Source organism: Flavobacterium sp. LAR06 (genome assembly GCF_041946075.1).
Taxonomy (GTDB): Bacteria; Bacteroidota; Bacteroidia; order Flavobacteriales; family Flavobacteriaceae; genus Flavobacterium.
Genome location: NZ_JAUTYT010000003.1, coordinates 169,065 through 189,424, shown reverse-complemented (window position 1 = coordinate 189,424; position 20,360 = coordinate 169,065). Strand labels below are relative to the sequence as shown.

General features: G+C 33.3%; 18 protein-coding genes. 16 read left to right on the top strand and 2 right to left on the bottom strand.

The window, feature by feature from the left end:
* The first annotated feature begins 2 nt into the window (after positions 1 to 2).
* From hisD to Q7C23_RS05885, 9 genes are all read left to right on the top strand, one after another.
* Positions 3 to 1,286, top strand: coding sequence for a histidinol dehydrogenase (hisD, locus tag Q7C23_RS05925; protein WP_375031639.1), 1,284 nt, complete (start codon positions 3 to 5; stop codon positions 1,284 to 1,286).
* Between the two features lie 113 nt (positions 1,287 to 1,399).
* Positions 1,400 to 2,446 (top strand): histidinol-phosphate transaminase, encoded by a 1,047-nt coding sequence (gene hisC / locus Q7C23_RS05920; protein WP_375031638.1) that lies wholly within the window; start codon positions 1,400 to 1,402, stop codon positions 2,444 to 2,446.
* 109 nt (positions 2,447 to 2,555) lie between these two features.
* Complete coding sequence (gene hisB, locus Q7C23_RS05915; protein ID WP_375031637.1) at positions 2,556 to 3,692, top strand: bifunctional histidinol-phosphatase/imidazoleglycerol-phosphate dehydratase HisB; 1,137 nt, start codon at positions 2,556 to 2,558, stop codon at positions 3,690 to 3,692.
* 76 nt (positions 3,693 to 3,768) lie between these two features.
* Positions 3,769 to 4,350, top strand: a complete 582-nt coding sequence (gene hisH, locus Q7C23_RS05910) for an imidazole glycerol phosphate synthase subunit HisH (RefSeq protein ID WP_375031636.1) — start codon at positions 3,769 to 3,771, stop codon at positions 4,348 to 4,350.
* Positions 4,351 to 4,398: 48 nt separating this feature from the next.
* The gene (gene hisA / locus Q7C23_RS05905) at positions 4,399 to 5,124 is read left to right on the top strand and encodes a 1-(5-phosphoribosyl)-5-[(5-phosphoribosylamino)methylideneamino]imidazole-4-carboxamide isomerase (protein WP_375031635.1); all 726 of its coding nucleotides are present in this window, start codon (positions 4,399 to 4,401) and stop codon (positions 5,122 to 5,124) included.
* Positions 5,125 to 5,230: 106 nt separating this feature from the next.
* A complete protein-coding gene (locus Q7C23_RS05900) occupies positions 5,231 to 5,542 on the top strand; it encodes an NIPSNAP family protein (RefSeq protein ID WP_375031634.1) in 312 nt (103 codons plus the stop codon).
* A 49-nt stretch (positions 5,543 to 5,591) separates the two neighbouring features.
* A complete protein-coding gene (gene hisF / locus Q7C23_RS05895) occupies positions 5,592 to 6,347 on the top strand; it encodes an imidazole glycerol phosphate synthase subunit HisF (protein ID WP_375031633.1) in 756 nt (251 codons plus the stop codon).
* 83 nt (positions 6,348 to 6,430) lie between these two features.
* The gene (gene hisIE / locus Q7C23_RS05890) at positions 6,431 to 7,027 is read left to right on the top strand and encodes a bifunctional phosphoribosyl-AMP cyclohydrolase/phosphoribosyl-ATP diphosphatase HisIE (RefSeq protein ID WP_375031632.1); all 597 of its coding nucleotides are present in this window, start codon (positions 6,431 to 6,433) and stop codon (positions 7,025 to 7,027) included.
* 114 nt (positions 7,028 to 7,141) lie between these two features.
* Complete coding sequence (locus Q7C23_RS05885; protein WP_375031631.1) at positions 7,142 to 7,753, top strand: hypothetical protein; 612 nt, start codon at positions 7,142 to 7,144, stop codon at positions 7,751 to 7,753.
* A 3-nt stretch (positions 7,754 to 7,756) separates the two neighbouring features.
* On the opposite strand, the gene Q7C23_RS05880 is transcribed toward Q7C23_RS05885, so the two are convergent.
* Positions 7,757 to 8,455, bottom strand: a complete 699-nt coding sequence (locus Q7C23_RS05880; protein WP_375031630.1) for a carbohydrate-binding family 9-like protein — start codon at positions 8,453 to 8,455, stop codon at positions 7,757 to 7,759.
* Positions 8,456 to 8,622: 167 nt separating this feature from the next.
* On the opposite strand from Q7C23_RS05880, the gene Q7C23_RS05875 reads away from it, so the two are divergent.
* On the top strand, positions 8,623 to 10,278 hold the full coding sequence (locus Q7C23_RS05875; RefSeq protein WP_375031629.1) for a M1 family metallopeptidase: 1,656 nt from the start codon (positions 8,623 to 8,625) through the stop codon (positions 10,276 to 10,278).
* 72 nt (positions 10,279 to 10,350) lie between these two features.
* Here the strand turns inward: Q7C23_RS05875 and Q7C23_RS05870 are convergent, their stop codons facing one another.
* Positions 10,351 to 11,895, bottom strand: a complete 1,545-nt coding sequence (locus tag Q7C23_RS05870; protein ID WP_375031628.1) for a hypothetical protein — start codon at positions 11,893 to 11,895, stop codon at positions 10,351 to 10,353.
* 155 nt (positions 11,896 to 12,050) lie between these two features.
* Between Q7C23_RS05870 and Q7C23_RS05865 the strand changes: the two genes are divergently transcribed.
* The 6 genes from Q7C23_RS05865 (at position 12,051) to ilvC (ending at position 20,240) form a co-directional block, all read left to right on the top strand.
* Positions 12,051 to 13,226 carry a 2-isopropylmalate synthase gene (locus Q7C23_RS05865; RefSeq protein ID WP_375031627.1) on the top strand — a complete coding sequence of 392 codons (1,176 nt, stop codon included), beginning with the start codon at positions 12,051 to 12,053 and terminating at the stop codon, positions 13,224 to 13,226.
* Positions 13,227 to 13,313: 87 nt separating this feature from the next.
* Positions 13,314 to 14,432 carry a 3-isopropylmalate dehydrogenase gene (gene leuB, locus Q7C23_RS05860; RefSeq protein ID WP_375031626.1) on the top strand — a complete coding sequence of 373 codons (1,119 nt, stop codon included), beginning with the start codon at positions 13,314 to 13,316 and terminating at the stop codon, positions 14,430 to 14,432.
* A gap of 270 nt (positions 14,433 to 14,702) precedes the next feature.
* Positions 14,703 to 16,376 carry a dihydroxy-acid dehydratase gene (gene ilvD / locus Q7C23_RS05855; RefSeq protein WP_375031625.1) on the top strand — a complete coding sequence of 558 codons (1,674 nt, stop codon included), beginning with the start codon at positions 14,703 to 14,705 and terminating at the stop codon, positions 16,374 to 16,376.
* A 68-nt stretch (positions 16,377 to 16,444) separates the two neighbouring features.
* Complete coding sequence (ilvB, locus tag Q7C23_RS05850; RefSeq protein WP_375031624.1) at positions 16,445 to 18,133, top strand: biosynthetic-type acetolactate synthase large subunit; 1,689 nt, start codon at positions 16,445 to 16,447, stop codon at positions 18,131 to 18,133.
* Positions 18,134 to 18,206: 73 nt separating this feature from the next.
* On the top strand, positions 18,207 to 18,728 hold the full coding sequence (gene ilvN / locus Q7C23_RS05845; RefSeq protein WP_026985121.1) for an acetolactate synthase small subunit: 522 nt from the start codon (positions 18,207 to 18,209) through the stop codon (positions 18,726 to 18,728).
* A gap of 42 nt (positions 18,729 to 18,770) precedes the next feature.
* Positions 18,771 to 20,240: a ketol-acid reductoisomerase gene (gene ilvC / locus Q7C23_RS05840; protein ID WP_375031623.1), complete on the top strand. Its 1,470-nt coding sequence runs from the start codon at positions 18,771 to 18,773 to the stop codon at positions 20,238 to 20,240.
* Positions 20,241 to 20,360 lie beyond the last annotated feature (120 nt).

Below are 20,360 nucleotides of genomic sequence, written 5' to 3'. Positions count from 1 at the left end.
CAATGAATAAAATAGATAATCCAAAACCAGAAACCTGGTCAGAAATATTAAAAAGACCAACCAAAACGATCGATGATATCGAAGTTACGGTTAAAGAAATTTTTAAAGAAGTACAGAAAAAAGGCGATGAAGCCGTTGCAAAATACACTTCTATATTCGACGGAATTACTTTAGATAATTACGAAGTTACTCCTGCAGAAATTGAGGAGGCAATTGCTTCAATTTCAGACGAATTGAAGAGTTCAATTCAATTGGCAAAAGAGAATATTTTAAAGTTTCATACTGCGCAAAAAACAGATAGAATTTCAGTTGAAACCATTGAAGGAGTAAATTGCTGGCAGGAAAAAAGACCGATTCAAAAAATCGGTTTATATATCCCGGGTGGAACGGCGCCTTTATTTTCAACGGTTTTAATGTTGGCTGTTCCTGCTGAAATTGCAGGTTGTAAAGAAATTGTTTTGTGTTCTCCTCCAGATAAAACTGGAAAAATTAGTCCGGCGATTTTGTATACTGCCAATTTGTGTGGTGTTACTAAAATATTAAAAGTAGGTGGCATTCAGGCAATTGCCGGTATGACGTTTGGTACACAATCAATTCCGAAAGTGTATAAGATTTTCGGACCTGGAAATCAATTTGTAACGGTTGCAAAACAATTAGCAACTCAGTTTGGAGTGGCGATTGACATGCCGGCCGGACCTTCAGAATTGTTAATTGTAGCTGATGATACTGCGGTTCCTGCGTTTGTAGCTTCTGATTTATTATCGCAGGCAGAGCACGGAACAGACAGTCAGGTGATCTTAGTTTCGACTTCATTGAGATTAATTGAGGCTGTTGAAGTACAGATTCAAGCTCAAATTGAAGAACTGCCAAGAAAAGCAATAGCTAAAAAAGCAATTGAAAATTCGAAATTGATTTATGTAGAAAATGATCAGATTGCTTTAGATCTAATCAATGAATATGGACCAGAACACTTTATAATCTGTTCAGAATTTGATGATTTTTATTGTAATGGAATTGTAAATGCAGGTTCTGTTTTTATTGGAAATTACACACCGGAAAGTGCTGGAGACTATGCTTCAGGAACAAATCACACGTTGCCTACAAATGGTTATGCTAAGAATTATAGTGGAGTAAATTTGGATAGTTTCATGAAATCGATGACATTTCAGAAAATTTCTAAAACCGGAATTCTAAACATTGGAAGAGCTATTGAAGTTATGGCTGAAGCCGAAGGTTTACAAGCACATAAAAATGCTGTGACGCTGAGATTAAAGAGTATAGAATAAAGAACATAGAATATAGAAAATAGATCATAGAACAAAGAATACCGAAAATTTTACAGATAAAATGAGAACTCTGTTCTCTTTACTCTATTTTCTATATTCCAAAAATTAAGACAATGAAATTCGATATAAATACAATAACACGTGAAAACGTAAAGATATTAAAACCTTATTCTTCAGCCCGAGATGAGTTTGGAGATTTCGATACTGCCGAAATGATTTTTTTGGATGCCAATGAAAATCCTTTTCAGAATGGTGTAAATCGTTATCCGGATCCGCAACAAAGTTCTGTAAAAGCGATTTTGGCGAAAAATAATAACATAACATCAAGTCAGATTTTGCTAGGGAACGGAAGCGATGAAGTTTTAGATCTTCTTTTTAGAGCTTTTTGCGAACCAAAAATTGATAATATTATTTCGTTACCGCCAACATATGGAATGTACAGTGTTTTAGCGAATATCAATGCAGTTGAAAATAGAGAAGTTTTACTCTCGATAGATTTCCAGCCACAGGTTGAGAAAATTTTAGAAGCCGTTGATGCCAATACAAAAATCATCTTTTTATGTTCCCCGAATAATCCAACCGGAAATTCTTTCTCTGACGAAAGTGTAGTGAAATTGCTTCAGAATTTTAAAGGCTTGGTTGTGATTGATGAAGCTTATATTGACTTTTCTAATAAAGAAAGCTGGTTGATTGAAATTGACGAATATCCAAATCTGGTTATTACACAAACGCTTTCAAAAGCGTTCGGTTTGGCAGGAATTCGTTTAGGGATTTGTTATGCTTCTGAAGCTGTAATTTCGGTTTTAAATAAAATAAAACCTCCTTACAATGTAAACGAATTAACACAGCAGAGAGCAATTTCCCGTTTAAAGGATTCTGATAAAATAAAACAGGAGATAGCTTCTATTATTGAACAAAGAGAAGAGCTGCTTAAAGTATTACTTGAGGTTAGTTTTGTTGAGAAAGTTTATCCTACAGAAGCTAATTTTGTATTAGTAAAAGTAGATGATGCCAACAAAAGGTATGACGAATTAATTGCAAAAGGAATCGTAATCCGTAATAGAACAACTCAGCCTTTATGCGAAAATTGTTTGCGTTTTACGATAGGTATTCCAGAGGAAAATGCAGTTTTGATTAAGGAATTGAAGTTATTAATATAGAAGAAAGATTATAGAGCAAAGAAGAAAGAAAAATTGAAAGAGCTTTTTTGGATAGAATTAAAAGTCTATTTTCTTTACTCTTTTTTCTTTATTCTCAAAAAATAAAAACATGAAAAAAGTACTTTTTATCGATCGTGACGGAACGATTGTTTTAGAACCAGAAAATTTACAACTTGACAGTTTGGATAAATTGGAATTTTATCCGAAAGCTTTTCAATATTTGGCTAAAATTGCCAGTGAATTAGATTACGAATTGGCGATGGTTACGAATCAGGACGGATTGGGAACAGTTAGTTTTCCAGAAGATACCTTTTGGCCAACACAGAATTTTATTTTAAAAGCCTTTGAAAATGAAGGAGTTTTATTTGATGAAATTTTTGTGGACAGATCTTTTCCTGAAGATAATGCGCCAACACGAAAACCAAGAACCGGAATGTTAACGAAATATTTGAATAACCTAAATTATGATTTAAAGAATTCTTTTGTTCTAGGAGATCGTTTGACGGATGTTGAATTGGCAAAAAATCTTGGTGCTAAAGCGATTTTTATGAATTTGACAGACGGATTTGGTACAAATGAAATTTCGTCAAAACGTGAAGAATTAAACGATACAATTATTCTTCAAACAACCGACTGGAAACGTATATATGAGTTTTTAAAATTGGAGGCACGCTCGGCTTCGATTACTCGTAAAACACATGAAACGGATATTTTTATTAATGTAAATTTAGACGGAACAGGGAAAAGTAAAATAGACACCGGAATCGCATTTTTTGATCATATGTTAGATCAGATTTCACGTCACGGTCAAATGGATTTAGAAATCCTTGTAAAAGGTGATTTAGAAGTTGATGAGCATCATACAATTGAAGATACTGCGATTGCTTTAGGAGAAGTTTTTGCGAAAGCACTTGGGAATAAATTAGGTATAGAACGTTATGGATTCTGTCTTCCAATGGATGATTGTTTAGCGCAAGTCGCAATTGATTTTGGTGGAAGAAACTGGTTAGTTTGGGAAACAGAATTCAAACGTGAAATGGTAGGCAAAATGCCAACAGAAATGTTTTATCATTTTTTTAAATCGTTCTCTGATGGTGCGAAAGCCAATATCAACATAAAAGCAGAAGGCACAAACGAACACCACAAAATTGAAGCGATTTTTAAAGCTTTCGCGAAAGCAATAAAAGTAGCCGTAAAAAGAGATACAGAAAAAATGATTTTGCCTTCAACCAAGGGTATGCTGTAAAAAGTTTCAAGTTTCAGGTTTCAAGTTTCAGGTTGCTCAACAGAACTTGAAACTTGAAACAAAACAAACAAAAAAAATGAAAATAGTAATTATAAATTACGGAGCAGGAAATATTCAGAGCATTATGTTTGCTATTGAAAGACTTGGTTTTAAAGCTGTTCTAAGTAATAATCAGGAAGAAATAAAATCTGCTGATAAAGTGATTTTCCCTGGCGTTGGCGAGGCAAGTTCGGCAATGAAAAAACTGAAAGAAAGTGGTTTGGATAGTTTGATTCCGACTCTGAAACAGCCCGTTTTAGGAATTTGTTTGGGAATGCAATTGATGTGTAAATCATCTGAAGAAGGCGATACCAAAGGTTTAGGGATTTTTGATGTTGATGTGATTAAATTCACTTCAAAAGTAAAAGTACCACAGATGGGATGGAATCAGATTTATGATTTAAAATCAGATTTGTTTAAGGGAATTCCGGAAAATGAATTTATGTATTTGGTGCATAGTTTTTATGCTCCAAATTGCGTTGAAGCTATTGCAACAACGAATTATGAATTAGAATATGCGTCGGCATTGCAAAAAGGCAATTTTTACGGAACACAATTCCATCCCGAAAAAAGCGGAGCTGTTGGCGAGAAAATACTAGATAATTTTTTAAAAATATAGAGAGCGATTTAAAGACTTTACAACTTTAAACTTTAAGACCTAAATAAAATGAGAATAATACCAGCCATAGATATCATTGACGGAAAATGTGTTCGTTTGTCAAAAGGCGATTACGATACTAAGATAATTTACAATGAAAATCCGCTTGAAGTGGCAAAATCCTTTGAAGCGCACGGAATCGAATATTTACATTTGGTAGATTTAGACGGTGCAAAATCAAGTAAAATTGTCAATTATAAAATATTAGAAAAGATTGCTACACAAACCAGTTTGCAAATTGATTTTGGTGGAGGATTAAAATCAGATGAAGATTTGAAAATTGCTTTTGAAAGCGGTGCAAGTCAGATTACTGGCGGAAGTATTGCTGTAAAAAACAGAGCAATTTTCGAAAAATGGATTTCAGAATACGGTTCAGATAAAATTATTTTAGGCGCTGACGCTAAAGACGAAAAAGTAGCTATTTCGGGCTGGTTAGAAGACTCAGATGAAGATTTGATTCCGTTTATTCAGGACTATCAAGCCAAAGGAATTCAGTATGTTATTTGTACAGATATTGCCAAAGACGGGATGTTGGAAGGGCCAAGTTTTGATTTGTATGGTAAAATCCTGAAAGAAGCGAATGGAATAAAACTAATAGCTTCTGGAGGAATTTCCACATTTGATGAGTTGCCAAAGCTGGCACATTTGGGTTGTGAAGGAGCCATAATCGGGAAAGCGATTTATGAAGGTAGAATTACTTTGAAACAACTAGAAAACTACATAATTAGAAAATAAGAATTAATTAGATAATGTGCCAATTAGAAAATTAGATAATTATTCTGTGAAGCTTAAATTATCTAATTGAGTAATTATCTCATTGGCACATTAAAAATAATAGATTATGATAACATGTCATTTAAAATACGTTATAGATCCTTATCAATTGGAAGCGTTTGAAGATTACGGTAAGAGATGGATTAAAATAGTTAATCGTTTGGGAGGTAATCATCACGGTTATTTTATGCCATCTGAAGGAGCTAATAATATTGCTTATGCACTGTTTTCTTTTCCAAGTTTAGCAGATTATGAAAATTATCGAAAACAAATGTTTTCAAAAGACGACCAGGAGTGTGTAGAAGCTTTTAAAATTGCCGAAGACACAAGATGCATTATAAGTTACGAAAGGACCTTTTTGAACCCTGTATTTGAGTAGTAGGAATTATCTAATTATCAAATTTTCTAATTAACAGATTTAAAAAAAAATGTTAGCAAAAAGAATCATTCCATGTTTGGATATAAAAAACGGGAGAACCGTAAAAGGAGTTAACTTTGTTGACTTGCGCGATGCGGGTGATCCTGTGGAATTGGCAGAAATTTATTCGGCTGAAGGCGCTGATGAATTGGTTTTTCTGGATATTTCAGCTACTGAAGAACGTCGAAAAACGTTGGTCAATATGGTGCGAAGTGTAGCGGAGAAAATCAATATTCCGTTTACCGTTGGTGGTGGAATTTCATCTGTTGAAGATGTTGAAATTCTGCTTAATAATGGCGCTGATAAAGTTTCGATTAATTCATCTGCAGTAAAAAATCCGCAGTTGATTAATGATTTGGCACAGAAATTTGGAAGCCAATGTGTTGTCGTTGCCATCGATGCTAAACAAATTGACGGGCAATGGATTGTACATTTAGTTGGCGGAAAAGTTCCGACAGAATTAAATTTATTCGATTGGGCTATAGAAGTAGCAGAACGTGGCGCGGGAGAAATTTTATTCACATCAATGGATAATGACGGAACAAAAAATGGTTTTGCAAATGAAGCTTTGGCTAAATTATCAGAATTAATCAATATTCCGATTATTGCTTCGGGCGGTGCGGGAAATATACAGCATTTTGTAGATTCTTTCAAAAAAGGAAAAGCTGATGCGGCTTTGGCAGCGAGTGTTTTTCACTTTAAAGAAATTGAAATTAAAGCTTTGAAAGAAGAATTGAGAAATAATGATATTGAGGTTAGACTTTAGAACATAGAACATAGAATAGAGATTGGTAAAGAGTATAAAATCTGAATTCTAAAATCTAAAATAATAAAACAATCTAAAATAAAATGAATATAGATATTAAAAGCTCACACGGATTGATTCCAGCGATAATTCAGGATTCAGAAACAAAAAATGTTTTGATGTTGGGTTACATGAATGAAGAATCATTGCACAAAACAATAGAAACGCAGAAAGTTACTTTCTTCAGCCGTTCAAAACAAAGGCTTTGGACAAAAGGCGAGGAGAGTGGCAATTTTTTAGAACTTGTAGATATTAAAAATGATTGCGACGGAGATACCCTTTTAATTCAGGCAAAACCTGTTGGACCAACTTGTCATACAGGCGCTGATACTTGTTGGCAGGAAGAAAACAAAGAAAATTATGGTTTTATTTCTAACTTAGAAAAAACAATTGCAACTCGTAGAGAAAATGCTGATTCTGAGAAAAGTTATGTAGCTTCATTATTCGAAAAAGGAATCAATAAAATTGCTCAAAAAGTTGGAGAAGAGGCTGTTGAAGTTGTGATAGAAGCAAAAGATGATAATGATGATTTATTTCTTAGCGAAAGTGCCGATTTATTGTTTCATTATTTGATTTTATTGCAGGCAAAAGGCTTTCATTTGAATGATGTTGTGGATGTGTTGAAGAAACGCCAGAAGTAGTTCAGACTTAAAATAAAAATCGCATTATGATTTAGAGTCACACTCTAAAGATAATGCGATTTTTTGTACTATATATTAAAAAAAAAGTACTTTTAATAGATCAAAACACCCTTTATGAAATTGTATATCTGTTTGTTGTTGTTTCTAAATTCCTGTTTTACTTATGCTTTTAAGAAAGATGTGTTACCTTATTCGATTGTTATTTTGAAAGCAGATTTAATTGTTGATGGAGTTATATCTAAAGTTTCAAAGGATAAATATGAGTTTACTATTAATCAATTTGTAAAAGGAAAATCAAGTTTAAAAATTACAGTTTCTATCTGGAAAGAATGGCTTTGTGATCCAAGAATTAAGGAATTAAAATCTGGTCAGCGATTGATTTTGTTTTTAGAAAAAAACGCTGATGGTAATTTTATTCCAATTAATCAAAGCACTGGAGAGCTATACGTAGATAATGATAAGTTCATAGATATATTTCTTCCTAAAGATTTTTCTAGCCCTCAAGTTTTAAAGGAAGGGATTTCCATGTTTGTCGAAACATTTGCTCTTTATGGAAACTTAAAAGATAGGTTTTTGCAGAATGTTTATTTGGTGTCTAATAAATCTATATTTGAAGTTTATAAAATAAGAAGCTACAATAAATCTTTTGAATTTTTAGTTGACGATTTGCTATATTCGAACGTTCAATTTAATGTTGGTTACACAATTAACCAAATAAACGATTAAACATTATTCCACAAACTCAAATACCCCAAATTCCTGCGGTTGATGAAATCCAAATTTCATACTTTTATAAGGCTGTAAAGCAAGGTATTCGGTTGTATTACCGTAATCAATTCTAAAAGCATTTCCTTTCCATTTTGTTCCTGTTATAGGTCTTTTAAAATTACCATTTTGAATCTTTTCTAAGCTTGAAAATGGAATCTTTATTTCTGTAGAAAAACCTTCAGTTGTTATTTTACTTACTGCTTCAAGGCCTTCAATATCAAAAGCCATTGATGTTTTCCAGCCACCACAATCAGGAGAAATACATTTTAAAAGCATATCGTAATTGGTTGAAAAAGCATTTACTCCAATCTCGACATAATTTCGTCCATCGCCATCGGCATCAATAAAAATCTCTACTAAATCATCTGTATTGAAAATAGGGGAATCTTTTTGCTGATTTGATCCAATAATTTTAGAATCGACAGAATTATAGGCTATATATAGATTATCATCATTCCACGAAAGTGAAACCATTGTATTTTGAGTTGCCTTATTTCCTGAATTATGAATAACTAATGGTTCAATAAAAGGTGTTTTCCAATCTAATAAATTTCCATCAATTACTATTTTATCAATTGTTTTATGCACAGGAATATTTTCAGAGGAAACTGTTATCGAACACATCAAAAATAAAAAAGTAACAATTTTAATACATTTCATAAAGTAGTATGTGGATTTTAATTTGCTAAAATAGAGAAGAATATTGAATTTTAACATTAAATTATCCGAATAGAAATTATAAAATTATTAGAAAATTGATTCTAATGTTTACTTTTGTTGACGATTAAGTTCATATAAGTACCCTATTTATTTCAAATTTCTAATTTATGAAAAATTACTTTGGAGGCGTGTTAATTGCCTTTTTGATTGGTTTTAATGCCAATGCACAAGGGCTTCTGAATAAGTCTGAGACTGTTTTTACACATCAGGATTCTTTACGCGGAAGCATTACAAAAGAGAGAGCCTGGTGGGATTTAAAATATTATCATCTTGATGTAAAAGTAAATCCGGCTGAAAAAACAATTTCTGGTTCAAATACAGTAAAATATACTGTTTTAGCGGAAAACAATAAAATGCAGATTGATTTGCAAGAACCAATGCAAATTTACAAAGTGACGCAAGATGGAAAAGAATTGAAATTTCAAAGAGATGGAAATGCTTTTTTTATTCAATTAACTGCAAAACAAAAAGTAGGAGATACAAAAGAAATTGTAATTTCTTTTGGAGGAAAACCTAAAGAAGCTGTGCGAGCGCCTTGGGATGGTGGATTCTCATGGAAAAAAGACAAAAACGGAAAAGATTTTGTCGCTACATCTTGCCAGGGTTTAGGTGCCAGCGTTTGGTGGCCAAACAAAGATCATATGTACGATGAAGTTGAAAATATGCTGATCAGTGTGAATGTTCCGGGAGATTTAACAGAAGTTTCTAACGGAAGATTGCAAAGCGTTAAAAAAGAAAAAGACGGTACAAAAACTTTTAATTGGTATGTTTCAAACCCAATTAATAATTACGGTGTAAATATCAATATCGGAGATTACGTTAATTTTTCTGAAGTGTATAAAGGAGAAAAAGGCGATTTAGACTGTAATTATTATGTTTTAAGAGATAATTTGGCTTTAGCGAAAGAGCAATTTAAAGATGCTCCAAAGATGCTTAAAGCTTTTGAAAACTGGTTTGGACCTTATCCGTTTTATGAAGACAGTTATAAATTAGTTGAAGTTCCGTATTTAGGAATGGAACACCAAAGTTCTGTAACATACGGAAACCAATATAAAAAAGGTTACTTAGGACGTGATTTAAGTGGCACTGGCTGGGGATTAAAATTTGATTTTATCATTATTCACGAATCCGGGCATGAATGGTTTGCAAACAACATTACCTATAAAGATATTGCAGACATGTGGATTCACGAAAGTTTCACTAACTATTCTGAAAGCCTTTTTGTAGAGTATTACTACGGAAAAGAAGCGGGAGCTGAATATGTAATTGGATGTAGAAAAAATATTCAAAATGACACACCAATTATCGGTCATTATGACGTAAACAACGAAGGATCGGGTGATATGTATCCAAAAGGAGCCAATATGTTGCATACCATTCGTCAGGTTATAAATGATGATGCGAAATGGAAATCGATTTTGAGAGGTTTAAATAGTACTTTTTACCATAAAACTGTTACTTCTAAAGAAATTGAAGATTATATTAATACACAAGCTGGAATCAATTTCAACAGAGTTTTTGCTCAGTATTTAAACACAACTCAAATTCCGGTTTTTGAGTATATGTTCAAAAACGGAACTTTAGGATATCACTGGACCAACTGTGTTGCAAAATTTGACTTACCGGTAAAAGTAAAAATAAACGGTGTTGAAACCTGGTTGAAACCAACTACAGAATGGCAATCAATAAAAACGACAAACGAAAACAGAACATTAGAAGTTGATAAGAACTTTTATGTAACGAGTTCTAATATAGTTGAATAAAATTATTTAAATTCCAGTGAAAAAATCCCAAATTCCAATTGATGGAGTTTGGGATTTTTTTATTGTATTGTTCTATCGGCTACTCAATTTCGCCTTTTCTTTTATAATATCAGCAATTTTTCTGTTTTCAATTTTGCTTTCCAGCCATGAGATGATATCTAAATAAAGGAACGCTCTTTTTTCATAAGTGTTTTTCTCCAGCTCAATAAAACGTGCACGCATTTTAATAAATTCCTTTTTAATATCTGTTGGATAGAAGTTATTAAGGTTTCTTAAGAATTTGATGATTTCTTTTTGAACTTCATGTAAGTCATTCATTTTCAATAAAAACTTGTAGGTACTTTTAAGATGGTTTTCTAAATAATAATCTTTTCCTAACTCATAATGTGCAATCAGCGATAAAAGTCTCGCAAAACACATTAGATCCTCGCGCATCGTTAAGTTCTTGTTATTGATAATCTTATCTAAATAAAGAATGCATTCGTTATACTTTTCATTTCCAAAGTAAATTGATGCAATTTTATAGAAAAACAACATTTCGTGATGTTCGTCGAGATGATCGCTATGAATTTTTATTTTCTCCAGAATCTCAGGAATCAAATATTCACTTTCTGCAAAAGTACCTTCTAATATATGCAAATTTAACTTATTGTTATAAACATAGAGAAATGATAGTGATGCAATGTTATCGTTTACCGGGAATTTATCATCCTTAATCGTTTCTTCTAAAAGCGATAAATATTTTTTGAAATTCGATTTGTATTTCAACATATAAAGCGATTCTAAAAAGTAATGGTTCCCTTTTAGAAAAAATACCGGATTTTGGTAAATCATATTTGGGTTATCATAAAACAATCTTACCCATTTATAAGCGTATTTATAACTAGCTAAGAAATCCTGAACGAGGAAACTTCGCCATAGATTGGCATTGTAAAACCAATATTTTTCCCGAAAGCCAAATTTACTTTCATCCAATTTTGAAGTATGCCTGTTGAAGTAATCATCAATATATTTATACTCTTCATCATTTTTTACGTAACCTGTTTTTAACATGATTCCGTATAACTGAAGCGATAAATTCGATAATTTACTTGAAATAGTATTTCTGTAATTCAATTCTTTTGCCTGAATCACCAACTCATCTGCACGTCCCTGAATACTTCGGGTAATATATTGAGATTCTATTAGTTTTTCGAACTCGACAATTTCATACGCCATATATTTTTCATCATTTTCCAGCGCAATGATTTTTGTCTTATCCAGAATTTTCAAACTCTGTTTATATAGTCCCTTATTGTATAAAATCCCTGCAAAATCAATTTGTTCGCGCAATTGATATCGAATATTCTGACTCGGAATATTCAGTCTAATACTGACTAGGATTTGTTTGTATAGGTATGATTTTAAGTTAGATAGCTGTATTTTTTTGATTATTCCGCTTTTTAGAATAAGCTTTTCATCATAGGTTTCAGACTTATCTAAAATATTAAATAATTCGATGAATTTAGTATTCGAACTTGTTTCCAATCGGCTTGCAAAAATTTTAAATTGTCTTTTTTCGGATTTGGAAAGCGATTTAATCAGAACAAATAAGAAATCTTTTTGATGGTTAGCCATTGTAAAATATAATAATATAACTTATTGATTATTAATTGTTTAACTCGTTATAAATTGCGTTATGAACAGTATAATTTCATTAAAATGAATTTCATACTACGTAAGTACAATATATATTTGTTATCAAGATGTGAAATTACATTAAATAAATGAATATGAATAGAGAGAAAGTTCAAATTTTTGACACCACTTTGCGCGATGGTGAACAAGTTCCAGGATGTAAGTTAGATACTAAGCAAAAATTAGTTATCGCAGAACGACTAGACAAAATGGGAGTTGACGTTATCGAAGCAGGTTTTCCTGTGTCAAGTCCGGGCGATTTTTTATCGGTCTCTGAGATTTGTAAAATTGTAGAAAATGCAACCGTCTGCGGACTGACAAGAGCTGTAAAAAACGACATTGATGTTGCTGCAGCTGCCCTAAAGCATGCTAAAAGACCTAGAATCCATACAGGAATCGGAACATCTGAATCTCATATACTCCATAAATTAAATACTACCAGAGAAGATATTATTGCCAGAGCAAAATATGCTGTATCTCACGCAAAATCATATGTAGAAGATGTTGAATTTTATGCAGAAGATGCAGGTAGAACAGATAATGCTTTCTTAGCGCAGGTTTGTGAAGAAGTGATTAAATCAGGAGCAACTGTATTAAATATTCCTGATACAACAGGATATTGCTTGCCAGAAGAATACGGAGCAAAAATTAAATATTTAAGAGAAAACGTAAAAGGAATCGAAAACGTAATCCTTTCATGTCACTGTCATAATGATTTAGGAATGGCAACTGCAAACTCTATTGCAGGAGCAATAAATGGAGCACGACAAATAGAATGTACTATCAACGGTATTGGTGAAAGAGCTGGAAATACTGCACTTGAAGAAGTAGTAATGATTTTTAAGCAACATCCTTATCTTAATTTAGATACAAACATCAATACAAGAGAATTAAACGAAATGAGCCGTTTGGTTTCTGAAAGTATGGGAATGATTGTGCAACCAAATAAGGCTATTGTAGGAGCAAATGCTTTTGCACACAGTTCAGGAATTCACCAGGATGGAGTGATCAAAAACAGAGCAACTTATGAGATCATGGATCCGCTTGATGTGGGGGTTAATGAATCATCTATTATTTTGACAGCAAGAAGCGGAAGAGCTGCTTTGGCTTACCGCGCTAAAAAAGTAGGTTACGAGCTTACTAAAGTACAATTAGATATTGTATACATTGAGTTTCTGAAATTCGCCGATATTAAAAAAGAAGTTTTAGATGCTGATATTCATCAGATTATTGAGGCTTCTAAAATTCAGGGAGACTTGATCAGAAGCTAGTTTAAAAATAAAAAGAAAATAGAAAATAGAAAATAGAATAAAGAACAAAGAAAAATAAAGATTTAAATACATAAAGAACGAGACGTTATGAATTTGAAAATAGCAGTTTTACCAGGAGACGGAATAGGACCGGAAGTAATTTTACAAGCCAAAAAAGCTTTATACGCTATTGGCGAAGTGTATAATCACGAATTTGTTTTCGAAGAAGCGCTCATGGGGGCGATCGCCATTGACAAAACGGGAAATCCATTGCCGGAACAAACGCTTAATCTTTGCCTCAACACTGATGCTGTTTTATTTGGAGCAATCGGAGATCCTAAATATGATAATAATCCAAATGCAAAAGTTCGTCCGGAGCAGGGATTATTGAAATTGAGAAAAGAATTAGGATTGTTCGCAAACATTCGTCCAATAAAACCTTACAAATCATTAATTGATTCTTCTCCTTTAAAAAGAGAAATTATTGAAGGTGCAGATTTTACTATTTTTAGAGAATTAACTGGTGGTGCTTATTTTGGAGCTAAAACATTAAATGAAGAAGGAACACATGCTTCAGATTTATGCGAATATTCAGAAGAAGAAATCACAAGAATAGCACATTTGGCTTTTAAATCGGCACAAAATCGTCGTAAAAAGTTAACGATGGTAGACAAAGCAAATGTTTTGGAAACCTCAAGATTATGGAGAAAAGTAGTTCAGAAAGTGAGTGAAAGTTATCCAGATGTAGCTTTAGATTTTTTATTTGTGGATAATGCAGCAATGCAAATCATCTTAAATCCAAAACAATTCGATGTGATTTTAACAGAGAATTTATTCGGAGATATTTTATCAGATGAAGCGAGTGTTATTACAGGTTCTATTGGTTTATTGGCTTCGGCATCTTTAGGAGAAAAAAATGCTTTGTTTGAACCAATTCACGGTTCTTACCCACAGGCAAAAGGAAAAAATATTGCCAATCCAATTGCTTCTATTTTATCAGCTGCAATGTTATTAGAACATTTCGGCTTGTTTAAAGAAGCAAATGTGATTTATCAGGCAATTGAAAAAGCAATTGAATTTAAAGTAGTTACTGTTGATTTAAAAGCAGATTCAAAATTCGGTACAAATGAAGTAGGGGAGTTTGTTTCAAATTTTATTTTCAGTAAAGACGACTTGCTATATTTTAATAATGACAACGTTCATATCGGACAATCGACAATTGTTTAATATTTTTTGTTAAAAATTGAAATAAATAACAAGAAGTATCTGAAATGTTGAGATTTTATTTTTTTAGTCACTTAAGTTTTTATACTTTTGTCACACTAAAAAAATAACAAGATGCAAATCTCAATTATTATTACTTCTGTCGTTGTTGTCAATGTGATTTTCACATCTGCATCGGGAATGGTATAAATATAATTGAAAAACTATATTATAAACCTTCCAAATACTGGAAGGTTTTTTTTTGAATAAAAATTAAAAATAAATTAATACATAATGGAATTAAATAAGTACAGCAAAACCATCACTCAAGATCAAACACAACCTGCGGCGCAAGCGATGTTGTACGGTATTGGTTTAACTGAAGAAGATTTGAAAAAAGCACAAGTAGGTATTGTGAGCATGGGTTACGATGGTAACACTTGCAACATGCACCTGAATGATTTAGCAAAAGATGTTAAAAAAGGTGTTTGGGACGCAAATCTGGTCGGACTTATTTTTAATACTATTGGTGTTAGTGACGGAATTTCAAACGGTACTGAAGGAATGCGTTTTTCATTGGTTTCTCGTGACGTAATTGCAGATTCTATTGAAACTGTTGTGGGAGCACAATGGTATGATGGTGTAATTGCCATTCCTGGTTGTGATAAAAATATGCCAGGAGCCTTAATCGCAATGGGAAGATTAAACCGTCCGGCTATGATGGTTTATGGAGGATCAATTCATTCAGGGAAATGGAAAGGAGAATCTTTAAATATCGTTTCTGCTTTTGAGGCATTAGGAAAAAAAGTAAAAAACGAAATTACTCCTGAAGATTTTAAAGGAGTTATTCAGAATGCATGTCCGGGAGCTGGTGCTTGCGGTGGAATGTATACAGCAAATACAATGTCTTCAGCAATTGAAGCATTAGGAATGAGTTTGCCATACAGCTCTTCAAATCCTGCATTAAGTCAGGAAAAAAGAGACGAATGTTTGGCTGCTGGAGAGGCAATCAAAATATTATTAGAAAAAGATATTAAGCCAAGAGATATTATGACTCGTAAAGCTTTCGAAAACGCTATTACAATTGTAGCTGTTTTAGGAGGTTCTACAAATGCAGTTATGCACTTAATTGCAATGGCTCACGCGGTTGATATTAAAATTACTTTGGATGATTTTCAGGCTATTAATGACAGAACACCAGTTTTGGCTGACATGAAACCAAGTGGTAAATACATGATGGAAGATATTCATGAGGCTGGAGGTATTCCTTCTGTAATGAAATATTTATTGAAAGTAGGATTGATTCATGGAGATTGTTTAACTGTAACAGGAAAAACAGTTGCAGAAAATCTAGCTTCGACTCCTGATTTACAAGATGGACAACAAGTTATTCATGAAATTCAAAAAGCATTAAAACCAACCGGAAATATTCAGGTTTTATACGGAAATCTTGCTTCTGAAGGTGCTGTTGCGAAAATCAGCGGAAAAGAAGGAGAATATTTTGAAGGACCTGCTGTTGTATTTGAAGGTGAATTTGAAGTAATTCCAGGTCTTGAGGCCGGAAGAATAAAACCAGGTAATGTAGTCGTCATCAGGTATTGTGGACCAAAAGGTGGTCCGGGGATGCCTGAAATGCTGAAGCCTACCTCTGCCATTATTGGTGCAGGACTAGGAAGCAGCTGCGCTCTTATTACAGACGGAAGGTTCTCTGGAGGTTCACATGGCTTTGTCGTAGGACATATTACACCAGAGGCTTATGATGGTGGTGGTATTGCACTTGTAAAAGATGGTGATTTAATTGCTATCGATGCGGTAAAAAATACGATCGACCTGAAAATTTCTGACGAAGAATTTGCAGCTAGAAAAGCGGCTTGGGTACAACCGCCGTTAAAAGTTACAAAAGGAGTTTTACTTAAATATGCCAGATCGGTTTCAAGCGCTTCAACAGGATGCGTAACCGATAATTAATTATTCAAATAACAAAATATCAAAAATCAATAGCAATTGAAATAGGTTTTTGATAAAAAAAATATACTATGAAAATATCAGGGGCAGAAGCCGTTATAAGATGTTTATTAGAAGAAGGAGTAGACTTAGTTTACGGATATCCGGGAGGAGCCATAATGCCAGTTTATGACGAATTATATAAATTTCAGGATCAATTACACCACGTTTTAGTACGTCACGAACAAGGTGCTACTCATGCGGCTCAGGGATATGCCAGAGCTACAGGAAAAGTTGGAGTAGCAATTGCTACTTCAGGTCCGGGAGCAACAAATTTAGTTACTGGAATTGCAGATGCTCAAATTGATTCAACTCCAATGGTTTGCATTACAGGCCAGGTTGGAAGACATTTATTAGGTTCTGATGCTTTTCAGGAAACAGACATTATTGGAATTTCAACTCCGGTAACAAAATGGAATTTTCAGATTACTGAAGCTTCTCAAATTCCTGAAATTATTGCAAAAGCGTTTTACATTGCACGTTCTGGGCGTCCAGGGCCTGTATTGATTGATATTACTAAAAATGCTCAGTTTGATGAGTTTGATTTTAGTTATAAAAAATGTACTTCAATTAGAAGTTATGTTCCGGTTCCGAAATTAAAATTAGATAAAGTGGCTGAAGCTGCTGCTTTAATCAATAGTGCTAAAAAACCTTTCATAGTTTTCGGTCAGGGAATTATTTTGGGTCAGGCCGAAGAACAACTAAAAGCTTTTATTGAAAAGTCAGGAATTCCGGCAGGTTGGACTATTTTAGGGCTCTCGGCTTTACCAACAGATCATCCTTTAAATGTTGGGATGTTAGGAATGCATGGGAATTACGGTCCAAATTTATTGACTAACGAATGTGATGTTTTAATTGCGTTGGGAATGCGTTTTGATGATCGTGTTACCGGAAAGTTAGCTACTTATGCCAAACAGGCAAAAGTAATTCACTTTGAAATTGATCCGGCTGAAGTTGATAAAAACGTTAAAACAGAAGTTGCTGTTTTAGGCGATGTTAAAGAAGCTTTAACTGCTTTGATTCCATTAATAGATCAAAAATCACGCGATTCATGGCACAATGAATTCAAAGAATTATATAAAATAGAAGTTGAATCTGTTATAAACGAAGAATTGAACCCAACGAATGGTAAAGGTATTTCAATGGGGGAAACCATGGAAATGATCAACAAACACTCAAAAGGTGATGCAATTATCGTTTCTGATGTTGGTCAGCACCAAATGTTTGCTTGTCGTTATGCAAAATTTAATTCAACTAAAAGTAATATTACTTCTGGTGGTTTAGGGACAATGGGATTTGCTTTACCGGCGGCTATTGGAGCTAAAATGGGAAGGCCTGATCGTGAAGTTGTTGCTATTATTGGTGATGGTGGATTCCAGATGACAATTCAGGAATTAGGAACTATTTTCCAGACACAAGTGCCTGTAAAAATTGTCATTTTAAATAATGAGTTTTTAGGAATGGTACGTCAATGGCAGGAATTGTTCTTTGATAACAGATATGCTTCAACAAAAATGATTAATCCAAATTTTGTCGCAATTGCAGAAGGATATCATATTAAATCTAAAAAAGTAACACAACGCGAGGATTTAGATGCTGCTGTAGCCGAGATGATGGCTTCAAAAGATTCTTATTTCTTAGAAGTTATGGTAGAAAAGGAAAATAATGTTTTTCCAATGATTCCAACAGGAGCATGTGTTTCTGAAATTAGATTAAGCTAAAGAAAAGTTTCAAGTTTTAGGTTTCAGGTTCTCAGCAACGTGAAACCTGAAACAAAAAAAAACTAAAAACAAAATGGAAGATAAAACATTTACCATATCGGTATATTCAGAAAATAATGTTGGATTGTTGAACAGGATATCCGGGATATTCTTAAAGCGTCACATTAACATATTAAGTCTAAATGTTTCAGAATCAGAAATAGAGAATGTTTCAAGATTTATCATTGTAGTAAATACAACTGAGAAATGGGTTCAGAATATCGTTGGTCAAATTGAAAAGCAAATTGAGGTTATCAAAGCATTTTATCATACAGATGAAGAAACAATTTTCTTAGAAAATGCCTTGTTTAAAATACAGTCAAGTTTGTTGTTTGATGAAAAACAAATTCAGAATATCATCAAGGAAAGTCAGTCTACAATCGTGACTGTTTCTCGTGATTTCTTTGTGATTTCAAAATCAGGAAGACGTTCTGAAATTGAAGAATTATATGCAAAATTTAAACCTTACGGCATTATGCAATTCGTTCGTTCAGGCAGAATATCAGTTTCTAAAGAAAAAATGGAAATTTCATCATTGTTAGAAACGTTTAACTAGTATCAATTATAAATTACATATCATTAAATATTATTAAAGAAAATGGCAAATTATTTCAACACATTACCACTTAGATTACAATTAGAACAATTAGGAGTTTGTGAATTTATGGAGCAATCTGAATTTGCAGACGGAATCGCAGCATTGGCAGGGAAAAAAGTTGTTATTGTAGGTTGTGGTGCACAAGGTTTGAATCAAGGTTTAAACATGAGAGATTCTGGTTTAGATATTTCTTATGCATTACGTGCAGATGCAATCGCTGAAAAAAGAGCTTCTTATAAAAATGCTACTGAAAACGGTTTTAAAGTAGGTACATATGAAGAATTAATTCCAACTGCAGACTTAGTTTGTAATTTAACTCCGGATAAACAACATACTGCTGTAGTTACTGCTATTATGCCATTAATGAAAAACGGATCAACTTTAGCATACTCTCACGGATTTAACATCGTAGAAGAAGGAATGCAGATTCGTAAAGATATTACAGTAATTATGTGTGCTCCAAAATGCCCTGGTTCTGAGGTTCGTGAAGAATACAAAAGAGGATTTGGTGTACCAACACTTATCGCTGTACACCCTGAAAATGACCCAAATGGTGCTGGTTTAGATCAGGCAAAAGCTTATGCGGTAGCAACAGGAGGTCACAAAGCGGGAGTTTTGAAATCATCATTCGTAGCCGAAGTAAAATCAGATTTAATGGGTGAGCAAACTATCCTTTGTGGATTGTTACAAACAGGATCTATTTTATGTTTCGATAAAATGGTTGAAAAAGGAATTGATGCTGCATATGCTTCAAAATTAATTCAATATGGATGGGAAACTATCACTGAAGCTTTGAAACATGGTGGTATCACAAACATGATGGATCGTCTTTCAAATCCTGCAAAAATCGAAGCTTACGAACTTGCTGAAGAATTAAAAGACATTATGCGTCCTTTATTCCAAAAACATCAAGATGATATTATTTCTGGAGAATTCTCAAGAACTATGATGATCGACTGGGCTAATGATGATGTGAATTTATTGAAATGGAGAGCTGCAACAGGAGAAACTAACTTTGAGAAAACAGCACCACAAGAAGCTCCAATCGCTGAGCAAGAATATTTTGATAATGGAGTTTTAATGATTGCAATGGTTAAAGCAGGTGTTGAATTAGCTTTCGAAACTATGACTGAAGCGGGAATCATTGAAGAATCTGCTTATTATGAGTCGTTACACGAATTGCCATTGATTGCTAACACAATTGCAAGAAAGAAATTGTTTGAAATGAACCGCGTTATTTCTGATACTGCTGAGTACGGATGTTATTTATTCGATCACGCTTGTAAACCGTTATTGACTGAATTTATGAAAACAGTTGAAACAAATATAATAGGAAAACCATTTTCAACTTCAAATGGAGTAGATAATGCTATTTTAATCGCAGTAAACAAAGAAATTCGTCAACATCCTATCGAAGAAGTAGGAGCATGGTTGAGAGAATCTATGACTGCAATGAAAAAAATTGGATAATAAATTGGGAATTACCACACATTCGACTGTGATGGGATTTGCACTGTATCTCTGTTTTATGTAATATTTTGAATTAGTAAGCACTTATTAAGAAAAAGGATATAGATGCAATATTGCATT

What these genes read in the sequence shown, in the direction of transcription:
- hisD (WP_375031639.1), top strand. Translation starts at nt 3, where the DNA reads ATGAATAAAATAGATAATCCAAAACCAGAAACCTGGTCAGAAATATTA.
- hisC (WP_375031638.1), top strand. Translation starts at nt 1,400, where the DNA reads ATGAAATTCGATATAAATACAATAACACGTGAAAACGTAAAGATATTA.
- hisB (WP_375031637.1), top strand. Translation starts at nt 2,556, where the DNA reads ATGAAAAAAGTACTTTTTATCGATCGTGACGGAACGATTGTTTTAGAA.
- hisH (WP_375031636.1), top strand. Translation starts at nt 3,769, where the DNA reads ATGAAAATAGTAATTATAAATTACGGAGCAGGAAATATTCAGAGCATT.
- hisA (WP_375031635.1), top strand. Translation starts at nt 4,399, where the DNA reads ATGAGAATAATACCAGCCATAGATATCATTGACGGAAAATGTGTTCGT.
- Q7C23_RS05900 (WP_375031634.1), top strand. Translation starts at nt 5,231, where the DNA reads ATGATAACATGTCATTTAAAATACGTTATAGATCCTTATCAATTGGAA.
- hisF (WP_375031633.1), top strand. Translation starts at nt 5,592, where the DNA reads ATGTTAGCAAAAAGAATCATTCCATGTTTGGATATAAAAAACGGGAGA.
- hisIE (WP_375031632.1), top strand. Translation starts at nt 6,431, where the DNA reads ATGAATATAGATATTAAAAGCTCACACGGATTGATTCCAGCGATAATT.
- Q7C23_RS05885 (WP_375031631.1), top strand. Translation starts at nt 7,142, where the DNA reads ATGAAATTGTATATCTGTTTGTTGTTGTTTCTAAATTCCTGTTTTACT.
- Q7C23_RS05880 (WP_375031630.1), bottom strand. Translation starts at nt 8,455, where the DNA reads ATGAAATGTATTAAAATTGTTACTTTTTTATTTTTGATGTGTTCGATA.
- Q7C23_RS05875 (WP_375031629.1), top strand. Translation starts at nt 8,623, where the DNA reads ATGAAAAATTACTTTGGAGGCGTGTTAATTGCCTTTTTGATTGGTTTT.
- Q7C23_RS05870 (WP_375031628.1), bottom strand. Translation starts at nt 11,895, where the DNA reads ATGGCTAACCATCAAAAAGATTTCTTATTTGTTCTGATTAAATCGCTT.
- Q7C23_RS05865 (WP_375031627.1), top strand. Translation starts at nt 12,051, where the DNA reads ATGAATAGAGAGAAAGTTCAAATTTTTGACACCACTTTGCGCGATGGT.
- leuB (WP_375031626.1), top strand. Translation starts at nt 13,314, where the DNA reads ATGAATTTGAAAATAGCAGTTTTACCAGGAGACGGAATAGGACCGGAA.
- ilvD (WP_375031625.1), top strand. Translation starts at nt 14,703, where the DNA reads ATGGAATTAAATAAGTACAGCAAAACCATCACTCAAGATCAAACACAA.
- ilvB (WP_375031624.1), top strand. Translation starts at nt 16,445, where the DNA reads ATGAAAATATCAGGGGCAGAAGCCGTTATAAGATGTTTATTAGAAGAA.
- ilvN (WP_026985121.1), top strand. Translation starts at nt 18,207, where the DNA reads ATGGAAGATAAAACATTTACCATATCGGTATATTCAGAAAATAATGTT.
- ilvC (WP_375031623.1), top strand. Translation starts at nt 18,771, where the DNA reads ATGGCAAATTATTTCAACACATTACCACTTAGATTACAATTAGAACAA.